The 23283-nt window shown below is 59.8% G+C and carries 18 protein-coding genes and 2 pseudogenes; 10 read left to right on the forward strand and 10 right to left on the reverse strand.

The window, feature by feature from the left end; genetic code table 11:
• Positions 1–156: 156 nt before the first annotated feature.
• The gene (locus LIX15_RS14760; protein WP_227773924.1) at positions 157–2640 is read right to left on the reverse strand and encodes a DNA topoisomerase I; all 2484 of its coding nucleotides are present in this window, start codon (positions 2638–2640) and stop codon (positions 157–159) included.
• Positions 2641–2827: 187 nt separating this feature from the next.
• Here LIX15_RS14760 and LIX15_RS14765 point away from each other — a divergent pair.
• The 4 genes and pseudogenes from LIX15_RS14765 to LIX15_RS14780 form a co-directional block, all read left to right on the forward strand.
• A pseudogene (locus LIX15_RS14765) lies at positions 2828–3634 on the forward strand (histidine kinase N-terminal 7TM domain-containing protein); the annotation flags it as partial.
• Positions 3635–3956: 322 nt separating this feature from the next.
• Complete coding sequence (locus tag LIX15_RS14770; protein ID WP_227773925.1) at positions 3957–5090, forward strand: sensor histidine kinase; 1134 nt, start codon at positions 3957–3959, stop codon at positions 5088–5090.
• 86 nt (positions 5091–5176) lie between these two features.
• On the forward strand, positions 5177–5749 hold the full coding sequence (locus LIX15_RS14775) for a response regulator (RefSeq protein ID WP_227773926.1): 573 nt from the start codon (positions 5177–5179) through the stop codon (positions 5747–5749).
• 126 nt (positions 5750–5875) lie between these two features.
• Positions 5876–7303: an MATE family efflux transporter gene (locus tag LIX15_RS14780; RefSeq protein ID WP_227773927.1), complete on the forward strand. Its 1428-nt coding sequence runs from the start codon at positions 5876–5878 to the stop codon at positions 7301–7303.
• Positions 7304–7353: 50 nt separating this feature from the next.
• Here the strand turns inward: LIX15_RS14780 and LIX15_RS14785 are convergent, their stop codons facing one another.
• Complete coding sequence (locus LIX15_RS14785) at positions 7354–8070, reverse strand: lytic transglycosylase domain-containing protein (protein ID WP_227773928.1); 717 nt, start codon at positions 8068–8070, stop codon at positions 7354–7356.
• Between the two features lie 141 nt (positions 8071–8211).
• Entirely contained in the window at positions 8212–8406 is a 195-nt protein-coding gene (locus tag LIX15_RS14790; RefSeq protein WP_227773929.1) for a hypothetical protein, read from the reverse strand.
• A 77-nt stretch (positions 8407–8483) separates the two neighbouring features.
• Here LIX15_RS14790 and LIX15_RS14795 point away from each other — a divergent pair, with 77 nt between their 5' ends.
• Positions 8484–8885: a DUF5518 domain-containing protein gene (locus LIX15_RS14795; RefSeq protein ID WP_227773930.1), complete on the forward strand. Its 402-nt coding sequence runs from the start codon at positions 8484–8486 to the stop codon at positions 8883–8885.
• Positions 8886–9107: 222 nt separating this feature from the next.
• Here LIX15_RS14795 and gatB read toward each other — a convergent pair whose 3' ends face one another.
• From gatB to LIX15_RS14810, 3 genes are all read right to left on the reverse strand, one after another.
• Positions 9108–10625: an Asp-tRNA(Asn)/Glu-tRNA(Gln) amidotransferase subunit GatB gene (gene gatB, locus LIX15_RS14800; RefSeq protein ID WP_227773931.1), complete on the reverse strand. Its 1518-nt coding sequence runs from the start codon at positions 10623–10625 to the stop codon at positions 9108–9110.
• Between the two features lie 94 nt (positions 10626–10719).
• Positions 10720–11247, reverse strand: coding sequence for a hypothetical protein (locus LIX15_RS14805; protein WP_227773932.1), 528 nt, complete (start codon positions 11245–11247; stop codon positions 10720–10722).
• A 112-nt stretch (positions 11248–11359) separates the two neighbouring features.
• Positions 11360–11614 carry a histidine phosphatase family protein gene (locus tag LIX15_RS14810; RefSeq protein WP_265338375.1) on the reverse strand — a complete coding sequence of 85 codons (255 nt, stop codon included), beginning with the start codon at positions 11612–11614 and terminating at the stop codon, positions 11360–11362.
• A 237-nt stretch (positions 11615–11851) separates the two neighbouring features.
• Between LIX15_RS14810 and LIX15_RS14815 the strand changes: the two genes are divergently transcribed.
• The 3 genes from LIX15_RS14815 to LIX15_RS14825 are packed head-to-tail and all read left to right on the forward strand — an operon-like array spanning position 11852 to position 16574.
• A complete protein-coding gene (locus LIX15_RS14815) occupies positions 11852–12094 on the forward strand; it encodes a DUF7518 family protein (RefSeq protein WP_227773934.1) in 243 nt (80 codons plus the stop codon).
• A gap of 27 nt (positions 12095–12121) precedes the next feature.
• Positions 12122–15700, forward strand: coding sequence for a chromosome segregation protein SMC (gene smc, locus LIX15_RS14820; RefSeq protein ID WP_227773935.1), 3579 nt, complete (start codon positions 12122–12124; stop codon positions 15698–15700).
• On the forward strand, positions 15693–16574 hold the full coding sequence (locus LIX15_RS14825) for a segregation/condensation protein A (RefSeq protein ID WP_227773936.1): 882 nt from the start codon (positions 15693–15695) through the stop codon (positions 16572–16574). The genes smc and LIX15_RS14825 overlap by 8 nt, the downstream gene beginning before the upstream one ends.
• A gap of 10 nt (positions 16575–16584) precedes the next feature.
• Here the strand turns inward: LIX15_RS14825 and LIX15_RS14830 are convergent, their stop codons facing one another.
• Positions 16585–17655: a pyridoxal-phosphate-dependent aminotransferase family protein gene (locus LIX15_RS14830; protein ID WP_227773937.1), complete on the reverse strand. Its 1071-nt coding sequence runs from the start codon at positions 17653–17655 to the stop codon at positions 16585–16587.
• A gap of 217 nt (positions 17656–17872) precedes the next feature.
• Entirely contained in the window at positions 17873–18724 is an 852-nt protein-coding gene (gene mtnP, locus LIX15_RS14835) for an S-methyl-5'-thioadenosine phosphorylase (protein WP_227773938.1), read from the reverse strand.
• A 175-nt stretch (positions 18725–18899) separates the two neighbouring features.
• Between mtnP and LIX15_RS14840 the strand changes: the two are divergent.
• Positions 18900–20313 (forward strand): annotated as a pseudogene (locus tag LIX15_RS14840) (MATE family efflux transporter).
• A 28-nt stretch (positions 20314–20341) separates the two neighbouring features.
• On the opposite strand, the gene LIX15_RS14845 reads toward LIX15_RS14840, so the two are convergent.
• A complete protein-coding gene (locus LIX15_RS14845; RefSeq protein WP_227773939.1) occupies positions 20342–20935 on the reverse strand; it encodes an HD domain-containing protein in 594 nt (197 codons plus the stop codon).
• Positions 20936–20948: 13 nt separating this feature from the next.
• Positions 20949–21659 (reverse strand): phosphoribosyltransferase, encoded by a 711-nt coding sequence (locus tag LIX15_RS14850; protein ID WP_227773940.1) that lies wholly within the window; start codon positions 21657–21659, stop codon positions 20949–20951.
• A gap of 200 nt (positions 21660–21859) precedes the next feature.
• Between LIX15_RS14850 and LIX15_RS14855 the strand changes: the two genes are divergently transcribed.
• Positions 21860–23209 (forward strand): chymotrypsin family serine protease, encoded by a 1350-nt coding sequence (locus LIX15_RS14855; RefSeq protein ID WP_227773941.1) that lies wholly within the window; start codon positions 21860–21862, stop codon positions 23207–23209.
• Positions 23210–23283: the final 74 nt, after the last annotated feature.

Raw genomic sequence — 23283 nt, forward strand, 5'->3', positions numbered from 1 at the left:
CGCTCGCGGTGAGTTGCTGGCTCCTTCCGGTTGTGTCGATTGCGGATTCCCGACGGTTGTGTCGTGGGCCTCTCTCCCTCGGAAACGCTTCGCGCCTCCTCGGTCGCTATCGAATCACGCTCGTCGCAACAAAAACCAAAACCCTCGCTTCGCTCCTCAGTCCGCTTTCGCCTGCCAACCGCGGAGTCGGTCTTCGCTCACGCCGTTGACCTCCTCCGCCACGGATTCGACCTCGGCGTTTTTCAGGTCGTTCACGTTCTCGATGCCGACATCGGCGAGCTTCTCGGCGGTTTTCGCGCCGATGCCGTCGATAACTTCGAGGCCACTCTTTTCCTCGCGCTGTTTGAACTCCTCGTAGTTGCAGATGGGACAGCCGAGTTCCCACGGTTCGTCGCCGTTGTGAACCACGAGTTCCGGGAGATCGTGTTCGTCACATCGCTCGTCCGTCACCTCGATGTCGCCCCGTCGCGGGAGCGGAAGGGAGTAATCGCAGTCCGGATAGCGCGTACAGCCGACGAGTCGGGAACCCGTTTGGAGCTGTTTGATGGCCAGTTCGCCGCCGTATTCCTCTCCGCAGTCCGGACAGTCGCCGATAACGCGGTCTTCGGCCTCTTCCGCCTCTTCGGCCTTGCACAGCGGACAGCCGTGAACGAAGGTTCCCCGCCCGGCGAGTATCTTCACCTCGCGCAGGTCGTGGTCGTCACACGTCTCCTCCAAGATGAGCGGTTTGCCCTTGTTCGGCAGGGGAAGCGTGTACGTGCAGTCGGGATAGCCGTCACATCCGACGAAGTGCGACCCTCTGCGACTCTGGCGCACGAGCAGGTCTTCGCCGCAGTCGGGGCACGGCCCGAGGGTTTTGTCCGCCTTCAACGACTGCTGAAGCTGCTTGCCGATTTCCTCGCGCGATTCTTCTAACTCTTCGAACACCCGCGAAAGGATTTCGCGGGAGGAGTCCGCCACGTCGTCCAAATCCGCCTTCCCATCGGCGATTGCGGTCATGTCCTCTTCCAGTTCGCGGGTCATGCTCTCGCTCACGACGAGGTCGGCGTAATCCTCCGCGGCGGAGACGACCGACTGCGCGAGACGCGTCGGTCGCGGCGGGTCGTTTTCGAGGTAGCCGCGGTCGTACAGCTTCTGGATCGTGTTGTGGCGGGTCGATTTCGTCCCGATACCCATCTTTTCCATCTTCTCGATGAGCCGAGATTGGCCGTACCGGCGCGGCGGTTGCGTCTGTTTGTCCTCGATTCGGGTGTCGGTCACGTCGAGAACTTCGCCCTCTTCGACGTTCGGCACGAAGTTCTCGCTGGTGTTGAAGTAGGGATACACCGCGTGGTAGCCCTCTTCGAGCAGTCGTTTTCCGTTCGACTTGAGCGACAACTTGGAGACCGCCGCAACCACCTTGAGGTGTTCCCACTTCGCGCTTTCCGCGACCGTCGCGAAGAAGCGCCGGACGACGAGTTCGTAGATGTCCCATTCGTCGTCGCTCAGTTCTCCCTTGGTCGGGATGTCCTCGGTCGGATGAATCGGCGGGTGGTCGGTGGTTTCCTCGTCGCCTTCCGTCGGTTCGATGTCGTCCCGCTCCAGTAGGCTGTCGGCATCGTCGCCGAAGTGGTAGTTGCCGACGAACTCGTCCAGCAGTTCCTCGGGGTCTAAATCGTCCGGGTAGACCGTGTTGTCGGTACGCGGATAGGTGATGTATCCGGCGGTGTAGAGGTCTTCCGCGATGCTCATTGCACGCTGGGCCGAGTGGCCGAGACTGCCCGCAGCGCGGATGAACTGCGTCGTGTTGAACGGCGCTGGCGGGTCGTCGGTTCGCGTCCGCCGCGAGACGCGCTCGACGGTCGCTTGCGTCGCCTCTCGAAGCGTTTCGTACGCTTTTTCCGCCGTCTCCTCGTCCCACACTCGTTCGGCCTCGTTGCCGTCCTCGTCGCGGTAGAAGTACTGGGCTTCGAACTCCTCTTTCGCTTTCTTGAGGTCGGCGAACAGTTCCCAGTAGTCCTCCGGGTCGAACGCTTCTATCTCGCGTTCACGGTCGACGATGAGCTTCAGCGTCGGACTCTGAACCCGTCCCACGCTGATGAAATCGTTGCCGAGTTGGCGAGAGGAAAGCGAGAGGAAGCGAGTGAGCGCGGCACCCCAGATAAGGTCGATTATCTGGCGCGCCTCGCCCGCTGCGGCGAGGTCGAAGTCGAGTTCGTCCGGATTCTCGAAAGCAGAGGTGACCTCGTTTTCCGTAATCGAGGAGAATCGAACCCGATTGATCGGGACGTCCTCGTTCACTTCGCGGACGAGTTCCCAGGCTTCTTTTCCGATGAGTTCGCCCTCGCGGTCGTAGTCCGTCGCAATCGTCACGCGACTAGCGTCGCGCGCCAGCAGTCGAAGTGTGCGAACGATGTTCTCCTTGGTCGGTTGTTTTTCGATGTCGGCGTCGATGAGTTCGACCGGTTCCACGTCGCGCCAGTCGTTGTACTCAGGCGGAAAATCGACCCCGACGACGTGACCCGACAGGCCGATACAGCGTTTGCCGCCCCATTTGTAGACGTTGACGCCGTTTTGCCGGTCGGCGTCGGCGCTCTCACCGGACAGGATGTCGGCGATTCTGCGTGCGGCGTTGTCCTTCTCTGTGATGATGAGCTCCACTCACACACCACCCCGTTTCGCATCGGTCATCGCCCTCGGCTACGGTCATCGCGCTGGTAAACGTTTCGCCAGACGAAAATCGCGCACAAAGTGCGATTTCGGGCCGCGTCGTCGCTTCCCGATTATCCCGCCTGATAATGGAAGAAACGGCTATGTGTCTGACGTTCGTACACGAGTGTGATCTGTCATGTTCGGGTCGATTACTCTCTTCGGCGGCGTCGTACTCATCGGGACGGCAGTCGGTGGAGCAATCGGCCTTCTTCTCGCCCGACACGCGTGGTCGAACCGAGATGTACCGGGTGCGATTTCGTTTGCGTCGCTCATGCTTGCTGTCACGGGTTGGTGTTTCTTTTCTCTCCCTTTTCTCACCAGTTCGACGCGCTCGCAGGCTGCTCTTTGGGCGTCCTTTATCGGCGTCTGTGCGACGGCGGTTCCGGTTCTCTGGTTGTTCTTCGCGCTCGAATACACCGGGCGAAACGACTGGTTGACGACCGCCACGATACCACTTATCTGGTTGGAACCCACGGTGTTCCTCGTTTTCTCACTCGTGAGTCCAGCCCACGGCTTCACGAACGAGACCGCCAGCATCGTGTCGATGAGTGGCCTGACGACGCTTTCGGTTTCATACACACAGCCGTTTTACTTCCACGTCATTTACCTGCTCGTCGTCGTTCTCACCGGGTTCGCCTTCCTGACCGCGTTTCTCGTGCAGGCGGACAGACTGTACCGAAAGCAGACGGTCGCCGTCGTTCTTGCTGGACTCTTTCCGCTGCTTGGAACGGGCATTTCCGCACTGCTCATTCCAAACGCGACCCTCAATCTGACGCAGGTCTTCTTCAGCGGCGGCGGCGTGTTTATCGCCCTCGCGCTGTTTCGATACGATTTCCTCGACGTGACACCCCTCGCCACCGAAGTCGTGCTCTCGGAGATGGAAGATCCAGTCATCGTCGTCACGGACGGACGAATCGCCGAACACAACCCGGCGGCGGTGGAACTGTTCGGTTCGAAAAACGCGGTCGGCGAACCGATAGAATCCGTCCTCCCCGGTCTGCTCAACGCTGTTTGGACTGACAAATCGTTTTCCCCGTCGCGTGCACGGGCAGACCGCGGAGCGGTCAACGATGATGGCTCCGCCGGAGATTCCAGCACTGGCAACAGTGACGTCGTAGAAACTGTCGTCTACGACCCGCGGTTGACCCCGATATACGACCACCATGGGATTCGCCGCGGCGATATCCTCGTCCTTCGGGAGATAACCGGCACAAAAACGTCGCGAGGAAACACTCCGCGCCCTCCAGTCGGCGACTCGGCGATTCATGGATGCGGAACAGGGCGAGGAAATCGCACGAATTGCGGTCGAAACGGCGGAGGAGGTGTTAGACCATCCGTACTCGGCGGTCGTCTTCCCCGACGACGATGGAACCGAACTTCGGGCCGTCGCCGTGACAGACGCGTTGGCGGACGGCACCGACGCCGAGATGGTTTTCCGCCCGTCGGACAGCGCCGTTTGGGACGTGTTCGAATCCGGTGAGTCCGCAATTTACGAACCCTCTTCTATCCTTTCTTCGGCGTGGTACCGACATTTCCCCATCTGGCACGCGCTGTTGTTCCCGCTTGGTAAACACGGCGTCTTAGGCATCGGATACGATGTAGAAAAACGTGCTTTCACCGACCACGACCGGCGATTCGCCCAAATACTTGCGACAACGACCGAAGCCGCGCTCAACCGAGCGCAGCGCGAGACGGAACTGCGCGAAAGTCAGGCGATGGTCGAGGAGCGAACCGACCAAATCGAGTTTTTCAACGGCGTCCTGCGTCACGATATTCTAAACGGAATCACGGCCATCAGCGGCAACCTTGAACTGCTCGACGAACACGTCCCCGAATCGGGGCGTTCGCATCTCGAAACCGTCCAACAGTGGAGCGAGGACATCGGTCAGTTGACGCAGAAAGTGCGCTCTGCCAGCCAAATGGTGACGAACGCCGAGTCGATGCCGTTGGGGTCTCATCCCCTCTCCGACACGCTGTCGCATAAGGTGACCAAGATTCGGAACACGTACCCGAACGTCAGCGTAGAAGCGAGCGTCGAAGACGGCCTGTGCGTTTCGGGTAACGAACTCCTCGGTGAGGTGCTGGAAAACGTTCTGTTGAACGCTATCGAGCACAACGATCGGTCTTTCCCGTCGCTCGCGGTGCGGGCCCAACGCGACGAGGATGTGGTGCGCGTCGAAATTGAGGACGACGGCCCGGGCATTCCGGACGAGATGAAGTCGGAGGTGTTCGACCGAAACGTCACTTCCGAGTCGTCGGGGTCCGTCGGATTCGGTCTCTACTTCGTCCACATGATGATGACTCAGTACGGCGGAAACATCCGGTTCGAGGACGCCGAAAACCGTGGGGCAGTCGCCGTTCTTACGTTCTCATCCGCCACGAACGTTTCTCTCACATAATTCTATAGTATAGTTCCAAAAACAATATCTCTAACAAAATTTATATATTTCATCGAAAGAGTATCATCGAGAAGAGTGTCTAAAATATGATCACCGAAGAGGAAGTCGGCGTGCTCATCGTGGACGACGAAACCGAGGTCACTGACCTGTACGAAGGGTGGCTTTCCGCGTATCGAACCTACACTGTTCACGACGGAGAGGAAGCGATTACCTTTCTCGACCGCAACGCCGACCGAATCGATGTCGTGCTTCTGGATCGCAAGATGCCGGGACTAAACGGCGAGGCCGTCCTCGAAGCGATTCGTGACCACGGACACGACTGCCCCGTCGCCATGATAACCGCCGTTGCACCCGACTACGACATCATCGACATGGCGTTCGACGAGTACGTCACGAAACCCGTCGACGGGGAGCGACTTCGAACCACAGTGAAAGAACTTCTCTCCCGAACGCAGTACGCGGACGGCCTCACGCACTATTTTTCGCTCGTTTCGACGCACGCGAGCCTCGTCGCCGAACATCCGCACGACGAACTTCGAGGAAACGAGGAGTTCGTTGCACTCGAAGCCGAACTGGACACGGTTCGCGACACGATCGACAACGCCGTCGATTTCGGCGACCATCGCGAATTTCAGCATCTCCTCCGCGAAATCGAATAACTGTGTAACTGTTCCGTGACGTTCCGCGACCGTTTTCGAAAGGAAAGTACGACTTTTCACAATCCGGCAGAGGACGGGCCGAACACGTGTGTTTAAGGGTCATTCGACCAATGTGACGACGCACGCATGTCCCGACGAACGCAGAGTCGCGTCGATATGACCACCGGTTCTATTTCGCCGAAACTGGCGAGTTTGGCGTGGCCGCTGGTCGTCGGGAATCTCCTCCAGACGTTCTACAACCTCGCGGATATGTTCTGGGTCGGTCGAGTCAGCACCGCCGCTGTCGCCGCCGTCTCGCTCATGTTTCCGACCTCGTGGCTGTTCGTCTCGCTCGCCATGGGACTCACCGCCGGTTCCGTCGCCCTCGTCTCGCAGCACGTCGGGGCCGGTAACGACCGCGCCGCGGACAACGTCGTCGCGCAGACGACGCTTCTGACGGTACTTCTCGGAACCGTCCTCGCGGCGTTAGGCTACGTTTTCCGTCGGCCGCTGCTCACGCTCGTCGGCGCGGAGGGACAGGTGTACGTCGAGTCCCTTCAGTACATCGAGGTGCTGTTTTTCTCCATTCCGTTCACGTTCCTCTTTTTCGTCTTCCGGGCCGTGCTTCGTGGGGCCGGTGACACCCGAACCGCGATGTGGCTGATGGTGCTCTCGGCGGGGATGAACGTGATTCTCGACCCGATTTTAATCCTCGGCTGGGGGCCGATCGACGGAATGGGAACGCGCGGTGCGGCGGTCGCCACGCTCATCGCCCGCGTGTTCGCGGCCATCGTCGGGGTCTACGTCCTTCTCCGAGGTGACTGGGGGATTCGGCTTCGCCTCGAAGACCTTTCGCCGGACTGGCCGGTGTTGAAGCGACTCGTCACCATCGGCTATCCCGCGACCATCGACGGCGCGGCCCGCAGTTTCGCCGCCGTAGCGATGGCCGCGCTGGTCGCCCGGTTCGGTGCGGTGCCCACCGCCGCCTACGGCGTCGGCGTCCGGATGATGTCCGTTTCGTGGACGGTTTCCGGTGCGGTCGGACAGGCCACCGCGACCGGCGTCGGACAGAATCTCGGCGCGGAAACCCCCGACAGAGCTGCGGAGGTGACGTGGAAGGCCACCATCGGAACGTTGGCCGTCCTCTCCGTCGCAGGTGGGTTGATGGTTGCGTTTCCCGGCGTCGCCATGCGGGTGTTCACGGACGACCCTGCGGTGGTCGCGGAGGGCATCAATTTCCTCCACATCATCGGGCTGTTCCTCTCTTTCTTCGGCGGGCTAATGGTAATACAAGGTGGATTCCGGGGGGCGGGCGACACCCGCGTTGCGATGGCCCTCTCGTTCCTCTCGCGTTGGGTGCTCCGCCTCCCCATCGCGGCCATCCTCGCCTACGGATGGACGTTCCAACTCGGTCCGCTCACCCTTTCGGGGCTGGCGTGGGGCGTCGATGGACTCTGGTGGGCGTGGTCGATTTCGGCCATCGGGTCGTTCGTCGTAGGTATCCTCTGGTTTAGCCTCGGCCATTGGCGTCACGGCGTGCTGGACGAAGAGAAAAAACCGGCTACCGCGGACTAAGCCGATGCCGAAATTTAGCTTTATTCTGTCAAAAACGGTGAAGTGAGCGTCTACGCGTCGGTGAGGTACTGCTCGACGGACCAGCCCCACACGTTGCGGTCGAGCCAGTGGACGCCCCACCACGTGTAGCCGTTTTTGTCGGTCGGGCCGTTCATGATTTCGCCGACTTCGCCCGGCGAAATCGTGGCGACGATTGGCTGGCTGGTACCGGGTTGTTCGCGCGTGTTCAGGTTGGCGGTCGGCGTGACGCGGTCGCCGTCCACGAATCCGCCACCGCCGCCCCCGCCGCCACCGTAGGCGTCACGGTAGTACGCGGCGGCGTCTTTCACGTCGTTGACGTAGCTCCAACTGTGGTTGTAGGCGTATAGCGCGCTGTCCCAGTCCTCCGGCGCGCCCGAATCCGTGAGGTAGTAGGCGGCGGAAGGAATCGCATCCCGATAGTCGCAGATGTTCGCGTCGCCGTCACCGTTCCCGTCGAGGCCGTAGTAGTCCCACGTCGAGGGCATGAACTGCATCGGCCCGCGTGCCCCCGCCGAGGAGGTGGCACACCCATCCGTGTACTGGCCGTGGTGGGTCTCTATCCACCCGACGCCCGCGAGGTACGTCCAGTCGATGCCGTAGTTGGCTCCAGTCGCCTGATACTGATTGAGGTAGTGGGACGGAATGGAACCGGGAGCGGCCGATGCGGATCCGGTCAGTCCCGTGACCGTCACCGCTGCTGTTCCTGCCGTGCCGAACGTTTTGAGTACGTCTCGTCTTGATGGCATGGTACATTTATTCCACTCGTATAGACGGTGATATATATTTTTGAAGCATAAAATTATAAATTATGAAACCTCTTCGAAACTTGAACTAGTTCGAAATCACGTTTAACGATGTTACCTCGTTTTGGGGTAGTTCGCCGAAATTCACTCTTTCCCGGGCGAAACTGTCCAAACGTACTCGTTTCGGCACGGTGCACAGAGCGAATAGGAAGTACATCCCTTCGCCGGGTTAGCGATGCACGACCAAAACGTTGCGAGTCCGTCTTCGTGACCACAAACTGGTGCGTCGTGGTCGCGGCGGAGAGTCTGTACGTTTTCCGCCGTTGGGTCGGAAATCACGACCAATCCCCGCAACGCCACCACCGCCTGACCTACGAAAATTATATTATTTTTCACAAATAATTTCTGAAATGAATATGATGCTACCTCTCCGCGTCCGCACCCTCTCCACAGCATGGGGATTCGCTCTCATCGGCGCGTTAGCCTCGCTACCCGTCGCTGCGGTTATAAACTGGCTACCGAACTCGGAGGCGACCATCGGTGGTGGCACCATGACAATTGGAGCGTTCATCGCGGGAGTCATCGCCGTAATCCGCTCGGCAGACCCGGATGCTGCCGGACTCCGTGCTGGTTTCCTGGACGGCGTCCTCGCAGTGCTCACGTTCATTGTGACAGTAGGTACGGCGGTGGCATGGCCGCTGTCCAGAGTCGTGTTCTTCGTCTTCGCCAGTGGACTGATTCTGTGCGTCGCCCCCATATTCGGTCTGGGATTCGGTCGTGTCGGTGGTTGGGTGGCAAACACCGTTGCCTCACGATGAACGACCGGCGCTAACGCTCCATAATAATCTATGACTGTTAGACATCTTTCCTGTACTAGCCGAAGGAAGCAAGCTCGACATTCCTCATTGCGGCTTCCAAAACGAGTTCAGAGACGGGAGGACACACTGCTCAGCGCTGGCTTTGAAATAGGTTCGTTTGCCGAAGTGAATCATTCTCTCTGACATCTAAACAAAGCCCGACCACTGTAACCGCAATTCCTACTATTCGTCCAATCGCTCGCGAAGCATCCCGTTAACGGAACCGGGGTCAGCACTGCCGCCGGTTTTCTGCATGACCTGCCCGACGAGGAAGTTGATGGCACCGCCCTCCCCGGCGTGGTAGTCCTCTACCGTGTCCGGGTTCTCCTCGATTGCTTGCTCAACCGCCTGCTCGACTTCGCCGGAATCGGCCTTGCCGAGTCCCTCGCGGTCGATGACTGTTTCGGGGTCGTCACCCTCGTCCAGCATCTCGCGGAGGACGGTCTCCTCCGCGTTTTTCGCCGTAATCTCGTCCTCGGCGACGAGGCGGATGAGCGTCTTGAACTCGCCCAGTCGCCCCTCGACGTCCGTGATTTCCATGTCGCGGTAGTTGAGTTCGCCGAGCAGGCTGTCGGCGACCCACGCCGCGGCGAGGTCGGGGTCGAACTCCTCGGCCACGTCCTCGTAAAAGTCCGCCACCTGCTTGCTGGAAGTGAGTTTGCTCGCGGCTTCCTTGCTCAGGCCGTACTCCTCGCGGAATCGCTCCCGACGGGCGTCGGGGAGTTCCGGAATTTCGAGTCGCTCCTTCCAGTCGCTCACCTGCAGTGGTGGAAGGTCGGCTTCGGCGAAGTACCGGTAATCTTTCTCTTCCTCCTTCGAGCGCATCGAGACGGTTGAACCGTGCGTTTCGTTGAAGTGGCGCGTTTCCTGCTCGACCGCCTTTCCACGTCGGATGAGGTTCCGCTGGCGACTCTCCTCGTAGGCGAGCGCGCTTTCCGCGCCGTTGTGACTGGAGATGTTCTTCACTTCGGTTCGGTTCGCGTCCGCTAGCACCTCGTCCGAAATCGAACCGTCACCGTTCACATCCTCCGCAGGGACGAGCGAGAGGTTCGCGTCGACTCGCAGGCTGCCGTCCCGGGTCGAATCGAAGATGCCGAGATATTCGAGCACTTCTTCCAGTTTTTCGAGGAAGGCGACCGCCTCGCCCGGCTTGCGGAAGTCCGGGTCGGTGACGATTTCCATCAGGGGTGTCCCGGCGCGGTTGTAGTTGACCAGCGTGTAATCCGCCCGGTCGATGCCGGTGGTTCGGGTGTCGATGTTTCCGCTCCCGTCGCGGACGTGCCGGAGGCTGCCGGGGTCTTCTTCGAGGTGCGCGCGGTGGATGCCGACGGTTCGGGTTTCGCCTTTGTGCTGGAATTCGAGTGCACCATTTTGACAGATCGGTGCGTCGTACTGCGTAATCTGGAACCCCTTCGGAAGGTCGGGATAGAAGTAGTTTTTCCGGTGAAAGCGCGTCTCCTCGGGAATATCGGCGTCGATGGCTTTTCCGACCTTCACGGCGAATTCGACAGCCGATTCGTTCAGCACCGGGAGCGCGCCCGGAAGACCGAGACAGACCGGACAGGTGTAGGTGTTCGGTTCCGGGTCGTCTTGGTTCGTCGAACAGCCGCAGAAAATCTTCGTGTCCGTCTCCAGTTGGACGTGGATTTCGAGGCCGATAACGGCCACGTGTTCGCCCTCTTGGACAACCTGAGCAGTCATTGCTAACTGGTTGGTTCGGTACAAGTTAAAAACCTACGGGATGGGTCGTCTCGCGGGTATCAGTCGAACGGTCGGCGTTCAGTGATGCGGACGTTCAGTGGGCGTTCGTTCCCCAACGGATGTTGTCCGCGGACATGATGACCGCCGAAATCGCGTGGACGTCGTGACTGCTCTTGACTGTGAATTTCTTCGTTACCGTCGCGCCGCCCTGCACCGAGACGCTGATTTCGTACTCCACCGAACCCTGACTCGGAACGGCCAACGCGTCCTCGAACGTCACCGCGTCGTTTATCGGAAGCGTGACCGTTTCGTCCAGCACCGACGATCCCCCTTTCGTCGCCATCGCCGTGACCGTGTGGTCGCTGTTCGCGTAACTGCTGATTGCAAGTTTTACCGGATGCGTATCGGACGAACCTACTGCGTTTTCGGTGGTCGATTTTTCCGCTTCGTCCGAATCTCCTGTCTCGTCGGAAGTCGTTTCCGTCGTCCCTGTCTTGTCATCCGGGTTCCCGTTTTCCCCGACTTGCTGGTCGCTCTCCCCGCCGATACAGCCGCCGAGCGCGATGATGCCCAAACCGCAGTACTGGAGGGCTGAGCGTCGTGTCCAGTTGTCTCTCCCCATCTTGTTCGTTTCCACTCGTCCACGATAATATGTTTTGTGTATCTGTTCTCGAAGTTCGGTAGTTCGGGAGAAAATTGCAGGAAATTTGGCTCAATTCAAACCCATCTCAAATTCACTCCGGACTCGAATACAGTCGCTCTATTTCGACCATGCCCCTCCCATCGAACCGCGCTTCGTAGATGTCTGGCATCGTCAGCTTCCCGTTCCAGAAATCGAAGTCGAATCGGTCGTCGTAGTGGTTCAAAATGAGCGTCATGAGGTTGCCGTGGCCGCCGATTACGACTGATTCGTCCTCGTACTTTGCCAGCACTCGTTCGAGGGCCGAGACGCCGCGCTTCTGTGCCGTGAGATTCGATTCGCCGTCCAAAAAGCGTGAAATCTGAGATAGTTTTACAAGGTGAACGTCATTCTTCAAAGTATCTTGTATATGTTACCAGATCTGTCACTAAACAACAGTAGTGCATATACTCAACATTAATAGCATAACTATATTATATTATAGTACAACTTTTAATTAATCAATCCAATGGTAATTGTCATATATCGCCCGTGTCTGCCGCACGTCTGACGCACCTTTATGAGGAAACCGTGACGCATACGTGATATGACTAGCCAGCGCGACCGAATCGCCAATCTAGAATCGCGGGTCGAAGAACTCGACGCGACGATTCGCGGACTGACAGAAGAACTCGTGGACGCCAATCAGCGAATTCGCGAGTTGGAGGCCGAACAGGAATCGAACGAATCGAACGAGGTCGAAGAGGCTAAAACCGAGGAGTCCAAGGACGAAACAGACGATAGCGACGAGGGTACGTCCGGACTGGGCGACGACATCATCGTGGCGTAGGGGGCTACCCTCTCCTACGAGCAACCCATGCACATCAAAAAGCTCGTCCTCGACAAGTTCAAGAGCTTCGGCCGGAAGACCGAAATCCCGTTCTACGAGGATTTCACCGTGGTCACGGGGCCGAACGGTTCCGGAAAGAGCAACATCATCGACAGCGTCCTTTTCGCGCTCGGACTGGCCAGAACGAGAGGTATCCGGGCCGAGAAACTCACCGACCTGATTTACAACCCCGGCTACGACGAGGGTGAGGGTACGAAAAACGGCCCGCTCGAAGCGTCGGTCGAGGTCGTTCTGGACAACTCCGACGGAACGCTCGACCGAACGCAGGTCGTCAACGCCGCCGGAACGGACAGCGTCGGTGACGTGGACGAAATCACCATTAAGCGCCGGGTGAAACAGACCGAGGACAACTACTACTCGTACTACTACCTGAACGGCCGGTCGGTTAACCTCTCGGACATCCAGGATTTGCTCGCACAGGCGGGCGTGACCCCGGAAGGGTACAACGTCGTCATGCAGGGAGACGTGACCGGCATCATCAACATGACGCCGTACGAGCGCCGCGAAATCATCGACGAAATCGCGGGCGTCGCGGAGTTCGACGCGAAAAAGGACGCCGCGCTCGAAGAACTCGAAGTGGTCAAAGACCGCGTCGAGGAGGCCGAACTCCGCATCGAGGAGAAGGACGACCGACTCGACCAACTGCGCGACGAGCGCGAAACCGCGCTCGAATACAAGGGTCTTCGCGAGGAAAAAGCGGAGTACGAAGGCTACCTCAAAGCCGCGGAACTCGAAGAGAAGCGGGCCGATCTCGAAAACACCCGCGACGACATCGAGAGCAGAAAAGACGAACTCGCCTCCCTCCAGCGCGAACTGGACGAGCGACAGGGCAAAGTCGTTCGCCTCGAAGACCAACTGGAAGAACTCAACGCGGAAATCGAGCGCAAGGGCGAGGACGAACAACTCGCCCTCAAGAGCGAAATCGAGGAGGTCAAAGGCGAGATTTCGCGTCTCGAAGACAAAATCGAATCCGCGGAAGAGAAGATTCAGGACGCGGAAAACCGCAGGCGGCAGGCGTTCGTCGAAATCGACCGCAAGCAGGAGACGGTGGACGAATTGGACGGCGACATCCGCGACATCAAAATCGAGAAAGCCTCCGTCAAGGGCGAAATCGGCACGAAGGAAGCCAAACTCGCCGAAATCGAGGCGGAAATCGACAACGTCGATACGGAATACGACGAGGTGAAAGCCGACCTCGCGGAAAAGAAGGACGCGCTCGAAGACGAAAAGAGCACGAAAAACGAGCGCCAGCGCGAGAAAGACCGTCTGCTCGACGAGGCTCGGCGGCGCTCCGACGCGGTCAACCAGAAGCAAAACGAACTCGACTCGGCCCGCGATCGGATTCCGGATATCGAAACCGAACTGGACGACCTCGCGGACGAACTGCTGAAAGCCGAGCGAAACGCGGAACAAATCGGCGACGTCGTAGACGACCTGAAAGCCGAAAAGCGGGAACTGCAGTCCGACCTCGATTCGGTCGAAAACGAACTCCAGTCGAAACAGCAAAAGTACGCCGAACTCGAAGCTCGCGCGGAAGAGAGCGGCGATTCCTCGTACGGTCGCGCCGTTTCCACGATTCTGAACGGCGATTTGGACGGCGTCCACGGCACAATTGCGCAACTCGGAAGCGTCGGCCAGCAGTACGCCACCGCCTGTGAAACCGCGGCAGGCGGCCGTATGTCGCAGGTCGTCGTAGACGACGACGGCGTCGGCCAGCGCTGTATCGAGTACTTAAAGCGCAGAAACGCTGGTCGCGCGACCTTTCTCCCGATTACGAAGATGCACGACCGCCGACTGCCGTCGGTTCCCGACATGCCCGGCGTGGTCGATTTTGCCTACAATCTCATCGACTTCGATTCGGAATATTCGGGCGTTTTCTCCTACGTCGTCGGCGACACGCTGGTCGTTGAGGACATGGAAACCGCCCGCGAACTGATGGGCGACTTCCGCCTCGTAACCCTGTCGGGCGAGCTGGTCGAAAAGAGCGGCGCGATGACCGGCGGTTCGACCGGCGGGTCGCGCTATTCGTTTTCGGCGTCCGGCAAAGGACAGTTGGAGCGCGTCGCCCGGCAAATCAACGAGTTGGAGGAAGAACGCCAGTCGGTTCGAGAGTCCATCCGCGGCGTCGAAGACCGGTTGGATGACGCGCGCGACCGCCAGACCGATGCGACCGACCAAGTCCGCGCGATAGAGAGCGACATCGAGCGAAAGGAGGAGGAAATCGTATCCATCGAGGAAACCATCGAGTCGCTCGAAGCCGAAATCGAGGACGTACAGGAAGAACGCGAGTCGGTCAACGACCGGATGCAGGAACTCGAAGCGGAGATTTCGGCCTACGAGGAGGAAATTGCCGAGATCGAGAACGACATCGCCGAACTCGAAGCCGAACTCGCCGACTCGAAGATTCCCGAACTGTCGAGCGAGGCCGACGAAATCCGGGACGAAATCGGCGAGTTGGAAGACCGGATGGACGAGTTGGACGGCAAACTGAACGAACTGCAACTCGAAAAGCAGTACGCAGAAGACGCCATCGACGGCCTGCACGACGACATCGAATCCGCGCAGAACCGCAAAGCCGAGCAGGAAGAACGCATTGAGGAACTCGAAGAGGAAATTGAGGATGGCGAGGAAACCCTCGAATCGAAGCGGGAAGCGGTCGAGGAACTCGAATCCGAACTCGCGGAACGCAAAGAGGAGCGCGCCGAACTGAAAGCGGAACTCGGCGAAGCGAAGGAGAAACGCGACGAACAGCATTCGCAGGTCGAGGCGGTCGAAAACCGCCTCGAAAGCCTCAAACGGAGCGCGAATCGCCTCGAAGAGGACGTGGCCGAACTCCGAGAGGAGGTCGGGGAGTACGACCCCGATGACGTTCCCGACCACGACGAGGTTCGGGACAATATCGACCGCCTCGAACGCCAGATGGAGGCGCTCGAACCCGTCAACATGCTCGCCATCGACGAATACGACGAGGTCGAAAGCGACTTAGACGATTTGAAGGAGCGCAAAGCGACGCTCGTGGAGGAGCGGGACGGTATCCGGGAGCGAATCGACTCCTACGAATCGCAGAAAAAGGAGACGTTCATGGAGGCGTTCGACGCCATCGACTCCCAGTTTCGGGACATCTTCACGCGCCTCTCGGCAGGGTCGGGCGAACTGTTCCTCGAAAACGAGGACGACCCGTTCGACGGCGGCCTGACGATGAAGGCCCAACCCGGCGATAAGCCGGTTCAGCGACTCGACGCGATGAGCGGAGGCGAGAAATCGCTCACCGCCCTCGCCTTCATCTTCGCCATCCAGCGGTACAACCCCGCGCCGTTCTACGCGTTGGACGAGGTGGACGCCTTCCTCGACGCCGTCAACGCGGAGCGAGTGGGTGAGATGGTGGACGAACTCGCGGGCGACGCCCAGTTCGTCGTCGTCTCGCACCGCTCCGCGATGCTCGAACGCTCCGAGCGCGCAATCGGGGTGACGATGCAGGGCAACAACGTGAGCAGCGTCACCGGCATCAGACTGGACGGAGAACACGAGGTGCCCGCGGATGATTGACGGAGTCGCGTCCGAACATCGCCCCGACGAACACACCGCGGACGACGAAGTCGAACCCGTCGAACTGCTCGTCCAACTCGCTGAGGACGGCGAAATCGAACCGTGGGACATCGACATCGTGGAGGTGACGGACAAGTTCCTCGCCCGATTGGACGAGGCCGACCTCCGAACGTCCGGGCGGGCGCTGTTTTACGCCAGCGTCCTCCTCCGGATGAAGAGCGACGCGCTCCTCGCGGACGACGAACCCGAAGAAGAGGAACTCGAACCGTGGGAAGCGCCGATGGCGATGGATGGCGCGATGGACGACGGCGGATTCGATCCCGTGGATTCGCTCGAAGACGAGATGGAGCGCAGACTCGACCGCAAGCACGCCCGCGGTAATCCGGAAACGCTGGACGAACTCGTCCGCGACCTGCGCGAACGCGAGCGCGGGTCGTGGTGGAAAGAGTCGCGAACCTACGACACCAGCGACTCGCCGCAGGGGTTCCGCCGAGGGACGCAAACCTTGGACTACCACTCGGGTGACGACATGCGGTTCGACGACGAACCGACCGAGTCGGAGGTGACCGGCACGACCCACGACGAGGACATCGAATCGGTCATCGACGACGTTCAAACGGCCCTCGTCTCCCAGTACGAAGCGGGACGAACCGAGGTTTTGTACGCCGAAATCGACGGTGTCGGCCCGTCACGGGTCGAAACCTATCTCGCGCTGCTGTTCCTCGCCCATCGCAGTTTTCTCACGCTCGAACAGGACGACCTGTTCGGCGACCTCTGGGTGCAGGACGCTCGCGGTTCTGAAGGAGACGTGGATGGTGACGAGAATCGAGAAACTGACAAGGACGAAGAAGCGGCGGAACTGCTTGCGGACTGAACGTTCCGAATCAATCGAGAATCGATTCGAGGGCGTCCATCGTCGTTTCGACGCGTGATTTTTGCGCGTTGTAGCCCATGTGTCCGATGCGGAGGATGTCGTCCGCCATCTCGCCGAGTCCCGTCGCCACGAGAACATCGTGGCTGTCGTGGAGCCGTCGCTGAATTTCTTTTGCTCGGCCTTCGATTTCAAACGCTGTGACGGTCGGCGAACACAGCGATTCCGTCCCGGGAAACGGTTCCAGGCCCAGTTCTCGGCCTCGCTTTCGACACAGTTGCGCCGTCTCTTCGTGGCGGGCGAACACCGACTTCAAACCTTCGTCCAGAATCCGGTCTAACGATGCGTCCAGCGCGTACAGATTCGACACTAGGTGCGTGTAGGGAAGGAAGGAGAAATCCGGGTCGTGCCACGGTTCCAAACTGGTGTAGAACGAATCCTGTTCGGTGTTCTCGACTTTCTCCCACGCCGAATCGCTGACCGACACGGTGGTCAGACCGGGCGGCGAACTGAAACATTTCTGCGACCCGCCGAGACAGACGTCGATGTGTTCGACCGGAACCGGAGTCCCACCGAGGGAGGAAACCGCGTCAACGACGGTGAGGATCCCTGCGTCTCGTAGTATCGTCAGAATTTCCTCGAAATCGTTCAGCAGTCCGGTCGGCGTCTCGCAGTGAACCATCGTCGCGGCGGTGAAGTCATTCCCCTCGACCAACGAGGCGATTTCGTCGGCGTCGAATCCGTCGGTGTAGTCGATGCTGTGCGAAACCGGATTCCCGCCGGCCATCTCCACGAAGTCCGAAAATCCGTCGCCGTACAGTCCGTTGCCGAGGCACAGTACGTCCTCGTCGGAGGCGACCAGCGAGGTGACCGCGGCTTCGAGACCGAGAATTCCTTCGCCACCCAAAATGACCATCTCGTCGTTCGTGTCGTACACTCGCGCCAGTTTGTCGAGCAGGGTTTCGTAGTACGACGCGAATTCGGGGTCAACGTCGGGGTTCATCGCCGATCGGGCCATCGCGTTTCGGACATCCACGGGAATCGCGGTCGGTCCCGGCGTCATCACGAGCGTTTCGTCGTTCATGAGTAGTGGTACTCCTGATTTGGGTTAAAACTGCGTGGTAGGTCGATTCAGAAGCTGACTATCGATGCGGATCCCCACGAGCCGTGAATTTCGGCGTATCCGGTTTTCGACCGGTTGCAACAGCTCGACACGCGTCGGAGAGAACGAGATCGGTTTTCCGATATTCGGATTTCGGACAAAAAATCGGTTGGTCGCTCGTCCGTCGGTGCCCCGAACCTCAGTCGAGATACTGTCCGGCGAGCAGTTCGACTTCTTCCCGCTTTTCTGCCGGGATCGCTTTCGTCGGGGTGTTGATGGTGCCTTCCAGGGCGTGCCCGCAGTCACAGTCGCGTTCTTCGGGCAAATTCAGAATCGCGTGTTCCACGACCTGCTTGATAGCGTCCTCGTTTTCCGCGGCGTTTTCCAGCACTTCCTCCAAGGTGACTTCGCTGTCTTCCTTCCACACGTCGTAGTCGGTGACGCCCGCCACGGTCGCGTAGCACATCTCGGCTTCGCGGGCGAGTTTGGCCTCCGGAATCGCCGTCATGCCGATGATTTCGAAGCCCTGCTGGCGGTAGAAATCGCTTTCGGCGCGCGTCGAGTACTGCGGCCCCTCGATGCAGACGTAGGTGCCGCCCCGGTGGTGGTTCGCGTCGGTGGCTTCGTCGCTCGATTCCGAGAGGTGTTCTACCATGTGCGGGCAGTACGGGTCGGCGAAGGGCATGTGGACGACCATTCCGCTTCCGAAGAACGTCGGCGTTCGGTGTTTCGTCTGGTCGAAAATCTGGTCGGGAATCACGAGCGTCTGCGGCGGCAGTTCCTCGCGCAGGCTTCCGACCGCGTTGCTGGCCAGAATTCGCTCCACGCCGAGTTCCTTCAGCGCGTAGATATTCGCCCGGTACGGCGCTTCCGTGGGCGTTCGCTGATGTTTCGGACCGTGTCGGGGTAGGAACGCGACTTCTTTCCCCGCTATTTCGCCGATGGTGACGGGCGCGCTCGGTTCGCCGAACGGCGTCGTCACTTCTTCCTCCCGGGTGTTTTCGAGTGGCAGTGCCTCGTAGATGCCGCTTCCGCCGATGAAGCCGATCATGGGTGACGTTGGTTTCGGCAGTCACCTAAACGACACGGGTTCGTATCGAACCGGTTCGTCCCGGATTGGTTCGTCTCCGGACAGATCCGACTTCGTTTCGCCGTTCTCCCACCTTATGCTACGTGCCAACACACGGTACGAGAGTTGAAGTAGTATTACTGATTCATTACGTCTCATGCCCTCTACGCGCCCTACTAACGGACTCACCGAGGGGTCGCTCGTCGGCCCGATGGTGAGGCTCGCGTGGCCCATCGTCGTTATTCAGCTGCTACAGGTCACGTACAACATCGCCGATACGTTCTGGCTGGGCGCGCTTTCTTCCGACGCGGTTGGTGCGCTGTCGCTGGCGTTTCCGCTCATCTTCTTTCTCATCTCGGTCGGCGGCGGATTCACCACCGCCGGAAGCATCCTCGTTGCACAACACACGGGGGCGGGCGGCGACGAGGAAGCCAACGCAATCGCAGGCCAAACGCTCTCGTTTGTTTCAATCATGGCGGTCGGTATCGCCGTCGTCGGCTACTTTCTCGTCGACCCGATGCTCGGTCTGTTGCCCGCGGACGAGCGAACCGCCACGCACATCGTGCCGATGGCCGCCGATTACATGCGCGTTTTCTTCCTCGGCTCGCCGTTTCTCTTCGGCTTCTTCGTCTTTTCCGCACTCATGCAGGGGTACGGCGAGACGCAACCGCCCATGCGAATCATGGCGGTCAGCGTCCTCGTGAACGTGGTTCTCGACCCGCTGTTCATCTTCGGCTGGGGATCGATTGAGGGAATGGGTATCGAGGGTGCCGCGATAGCGACCGTTCTCTCTCGGGGGCTTGCGACGATTTTGGGTCTGTACGTCATATTCGGTACCGATATCGGACCGCAGGTGGAACTGCACCACCTCAGGCCGAACGTCGACCGAATCCGAGAAATTGTCACACTCGGCGTGCCAACCGCGGCGGAGCAGTCCACGAGTTCGATGGCGATGGTCGTCCTCACGGGAATGGTTGCGACGTTTCCACCAGCGGTCGTCGCGGCCTACGGACTGGGTAATCGACTGTCCTCGCTCGTTTTCCTCCCCGCGATGGGACTCGGACAGGCGACCAACACGATGGTCGGCCAGAATCTCGGCGCGAAGCGAGCTGACCGCGCGGAGCGCGCAGTGCGACTCGCCGGAGGGCTGGTTGCGGGCGTGATGTTCGCGGTGGCGCTCGTCGCCTTCTTCGTCCCCGAGCCGCTCGTTTCGGTGTTCCTGTCCGCCGACGAACCCCGGGTCACGGAAACAATCAAACACGGGAGCGACTATCTCCGCAATCATGGCACCCATGTTCGTCTTCATGGGCGTGTTGCAGGTCATCCTCGGTGCGTTCCGCGGCGCGGGTAACACCAGAACCGCGTTGGTGTTTTCGATGGTGACGCTGTGGGTCGTCCGGGTTCCCGCGACATACTACCTCGTCTTCGTGGAAGGCTGGGGACCGAACGGAATATGGGTCGCTGTCGCACTCGGTGACATCGTCGGCGCAATCGCCGCAGTCGCGTGGTTCCTTCGTGGAACGTGGAAAAAGGCGGTCGTGACGGAAGCGGAGCCGACACCCGCGGATTAGTTACTCACTGGCGCCGTTCGCGGTCGTGCTATCCGTGTTTCGCGTCACGAACGGTTTCATAGCGCATCTTGATTTCCTCGAAGAGGCGATTGCCGACCGTCGTTCGAAGTCGCGGCTCCGCCGTTGCGAAGAACTCGTCTAAATCCTCGTACTCCTTGAAATGTTCACTTTCGCCGTCATATCGTCCCTCACGCTCATACACGAGCGCCTGCAGACACATGTCTACCAAGTCCATATCTTTGACGAACGTCGATTCGGGCGTCTCCCGGGCTTCGTACTCCTCCCACAGGTTGCGCACGTCGGGAACGAGTGGTTCGGCGAGACTGTTCATCGCGTTTCGTTCCTCGCGGTGTTTCACATCAGACGGAACGCGCTGGTCGGCGTCACTCACACGGGTGGCGACATCGCCTGTTTTCGCCTCGGCCACGTCGTGGACGATTGCCATGCGGAGCGCTCTGTCGGTATCGATGCCCGCTTCCGCTCCGAACTGTAAGCAGAGCAACGCAACCCCCCACGTGTGTCCGGCGACCGACTCGGGGTCGGCGATTCCCCGAAGTTGCCATCCGGTCCGTCGTTCGTCTTTCAACGCGAACGCTTGGGAGAGAGCTTCGATGGTGTCCATCTTCCTCGTCGCGTTACTGCCCGCCGGTCGCCTTCTCTAACAGTCGCCATTCGCCGTCTTTGCGTGACAGCAGGCCGCGGCGAACCATTTCGGTGAGAACCTCGTCCAGTCGGTCGGGTTGCGCGATTTCCATCTGGATGCGCTCGACGTCGTGGTACTCGTTCAGATAGTGACGAACGTCGTCGTTCGTGAACACCTCTTGGTCTGCTCTGTCCAGTGCGCCGCTGGTGATGTCTATCATGTCCTCGATGAAATTCCACGGGTACACTATCCACGCCCACTCTTCGAGTTGCTCGCCGACGTAGTCGGGGTCGAACTCACTGGTTTGGAGCAGTTGGAGCGTCGCCGTCCTAACCTCACCGGCCTCTCGCTCGGTGACGTACTCCTCGGCATGTTTGATGGAGCCGCCCGTGTCCGCGATGTCGTCGATGATGAGAACGTCCTTGCCTTCGACGCTCCCCTCCGGCATCGGGTAGCGAACCTCGGGTTCCCCCGATTTCTGGGCGGTTCCGACGTAATGTTCCATCTTGAGGCTCGTCAGGTCGTCCAGTCCGAGGAAGTCACAGATACATCGCCCGGCGAACCAGCCGCCACGTGCGAGCGCGACGATGACGTCGGGTTCGAAGTCGGAGACTTTCACCTGCTCGCTCACGCCGCGGCAGAGACCGTAGATGTAGTCCCAATTGGTAATCGTGCATTTGAAATCGTCCGGCAGGTCGCTCATGCTACCGGAGAGTCGCGGCGCGTGCCACTTAACGGTTTACAGGTTGGGTTTTGACTTCCTGCTCGTCATGTCCTCCGTGAGGTGCTGCGGAACGATATGGCTGGCAGATGGCAAAAATACCATACTGAGATATGCTAATTTAAATTAACAATTACGGGAATAGAGCTTTGGAAATCGACACCGAACTACCACACACATCCATGACCCACACCGAAGACTTCGAAGACCTGCTCGACTGCAAGAACGTTCTCGGCGTCGAGTACGACGAGGAGACGAACACGCTCACGGTGTTCGTCTCCCAGAAACTTCCGGACAGCGAACTCGCCGACGAGGATAACGTGAAACTGCGCGTCTCCGACGTCACCCTCGAAGTCGAGGACGCGGGATTCGACGAGGAGCGCGATGGATTCGACGCGCTCTCGCGCGTCGAATCCGTGCCGGAGGCGCAGGCGGACCGACAGGAGCGACACCGGCCGGTCGTCGGCGGCGTCAGCGAAATCAACGCGAAAGCGTCGGCGGCCACCGCCGGGCCGTATCCCGCCCGCGTGGCGGATACCTCGACGGCGAAATGGAGCGACGCGGTTTCAGAGGGCGACCTCGTCCGTCTCTCGAACAATCACGTCTACGCGCGCATCAACGAGGCCGAGTTCGGCGAACCCATCGTCCAACCGTCGTCGACCGACGGCGGAAGCCTTCCGGACGACAAAACCGGCGAACTGCTGGGCTACGTCACCGTCGAAGACGGCGCGGTGGTTGACGTGGCGGCGCGGTCGGTTGACCCCGAGCAGGATTCCGCGGAGTATCACGAACTGGACGATTCGTGGCCGACTACCGTCCGACGCGAGGAGTATCGTTCGATGAAGGGCAAGACGGTCACGAAAACCGGCCGAACCACCGGCGTCACCAAAAGTCAGGTCAAAGCGACCAGCGCGAGCGTTCGGGTTCGGTTCGGTGACGCCGGAACGCTCACCCTCCGCGACCAGTGCATCGCGGGCGCGATGTCCGAGGGCGGCGACAGCGGGTCGCCCGTTTTCCTCGATTCGTCCGGCGAACTCGTCGGCCTGCTGTTCGCCGGTTCGGCGCGCCAGACGATTTTCAACAAAATCAGCAACGTGGAGTCCGAGTTGGGCGTCGAGTTGTTGACCGATGAACCCGGCGAAGGAGGGGATGGCGGAAACGGGGACGGTGGCGGCGGAGATGACGACACTGGCGGCGATGGGGACAACGACGACCCGGCTACCTACCGCGAGACGCTTTCGGAATCCGTCTCCGTCGCGGTCGGAACGCCCCAACTCTCGCTGGTGTCGTTCTCGGTGTTGGGGTCTCCCTCGCCCGGCGAACATGTGTCGGCGACTGCGCGAGTGTCCGGCAGTGCCAAAGGTACCGCGTGGCTCGCCGTCGATGGCGACCGAACCACGTTTACTTTGGGTGAGGAACACGTCCGCGGCAATCGGTACCTCAAGGACGTTTCGCTCTCGTTCACGGTTCCCGACTCTGCTGGCGAGTCGTTCGACGTGGACGTTGACGGCGGTTACGTTCTGGACGAGTAGTCGGTTTGAATGGAGCGTTTCCGTCGTCGTTGATTTGCTTTCACTGAGGTCGTTTCTGCGCGGCTTGCTTGAAT

The organism is Haladaptatus pallidirubidus (genome assembly GCF_020700235.1).
GTDB classification, from domain to species: Archaea; Halobacteriota; Halobacteria; order Halobacteriales; family Haladaptataceae; genus Haladaptatus; species Haladaptatus pallidirubidus.

Coding starts and splice junctions, on each gene's coding strand:
- LIX15_RS14770 (WP_227773925.1), top strand. CDS start 3,957: ATGGATGCGGAACAGGGCGAGGAAATCGCACGAATTGCGGTCGAAACG.
- smc (WP_227773935.1), top strand. CDS start 12,122: ATGCACATCAAAAAGCTCGTCCTCGACAAGTTCAAGAGCTTCGGCCGG.
- LIX15_RS14795 (WP_227773930.1), top strand. CDS start 8,484: ATGATGCTACCTCTCCGCGTCCGCACCCTCTCCACAGCATGGGGATTC.
- LIX15_RS14805 (WP_227773932.1), bottom strand. CDS start 11,247: ATGGGGAGAGACAACTGGACACGACGCTCAGCCCTCCAGTACTGCGGT.
- mtnP (WP_227773938.1), bottom strand. CDS start 18,724: ATGATCGGCTTCATCGGCGGAAGCGGCATCTACGAGGCACTGCCACTC.
- LIX15_RS14775 (WP_227773926.1), top strand. CDS start 5,177: ATGATCACCGAAGAGGAAGTCGGCGTGCTCATCGTGGACGACGAAACC.
- LIX15_RS14785 (WP_227773928.1), bottom strand. CDS start 8,070: ATGCCATCAAGACGAGACGTACTCAAAACGTTCGGCACGGCAGGAACA.
- LIX15_RS14855 (WP_227773941.1), top strand. CDS start 21,860: ATGACCCACACCGAAGACTTCGAAGACCTGCTCGACTGCAAGAACGTT.
- LIX15_RS14850 (WP_227773940.1), bottom strand. CDS start 21,659: ATGAGCGACCTGCCGGACGATTTCAAATGCACGATTACCAATTGGGAC.
- LIX15_RS14780 (WP_227773927.1), top strand. CDS start 5,876: ATGTCCCGACGAACGCAGAGTCGCGTCGATATGACCACCGGTTCTATT.
- LIX15_RS14825 (WP_227773936.1), top strand. CDS start 15,693: ATGATTGACGGAGTCGCGTCCGAACATCGCCCCGACGAACACACCGCG.
- gatB (WP_227773931.1), bottom strand. CDS start 10,625: ATGACTGCTCAGGTTGTCCAAGAGGGCGAACACGTGGCCGTTATCGGC.
- LIX15_RS14830 (WP_227773937.1), bottom strand. CDS start 17,655: ATGAACGACGAAACGCTCGTGATGACGCCGGGACCGACCGCGATTCCC.
- LIX15_RS14845 (WP_227773939.1), bottom strand. CDS start 20,935: ATGGACACCATCGAAGCTCTCTCCCAAGCGTTCGCGTTGAAAGACGAA.
- LIX15_RS14815 (WP_227773934.1), top strand. CDS start 11,852: ATGACTAGCCAGCGCGACCGAATCGCCAATCTAGAATCGCGGGTCGAA.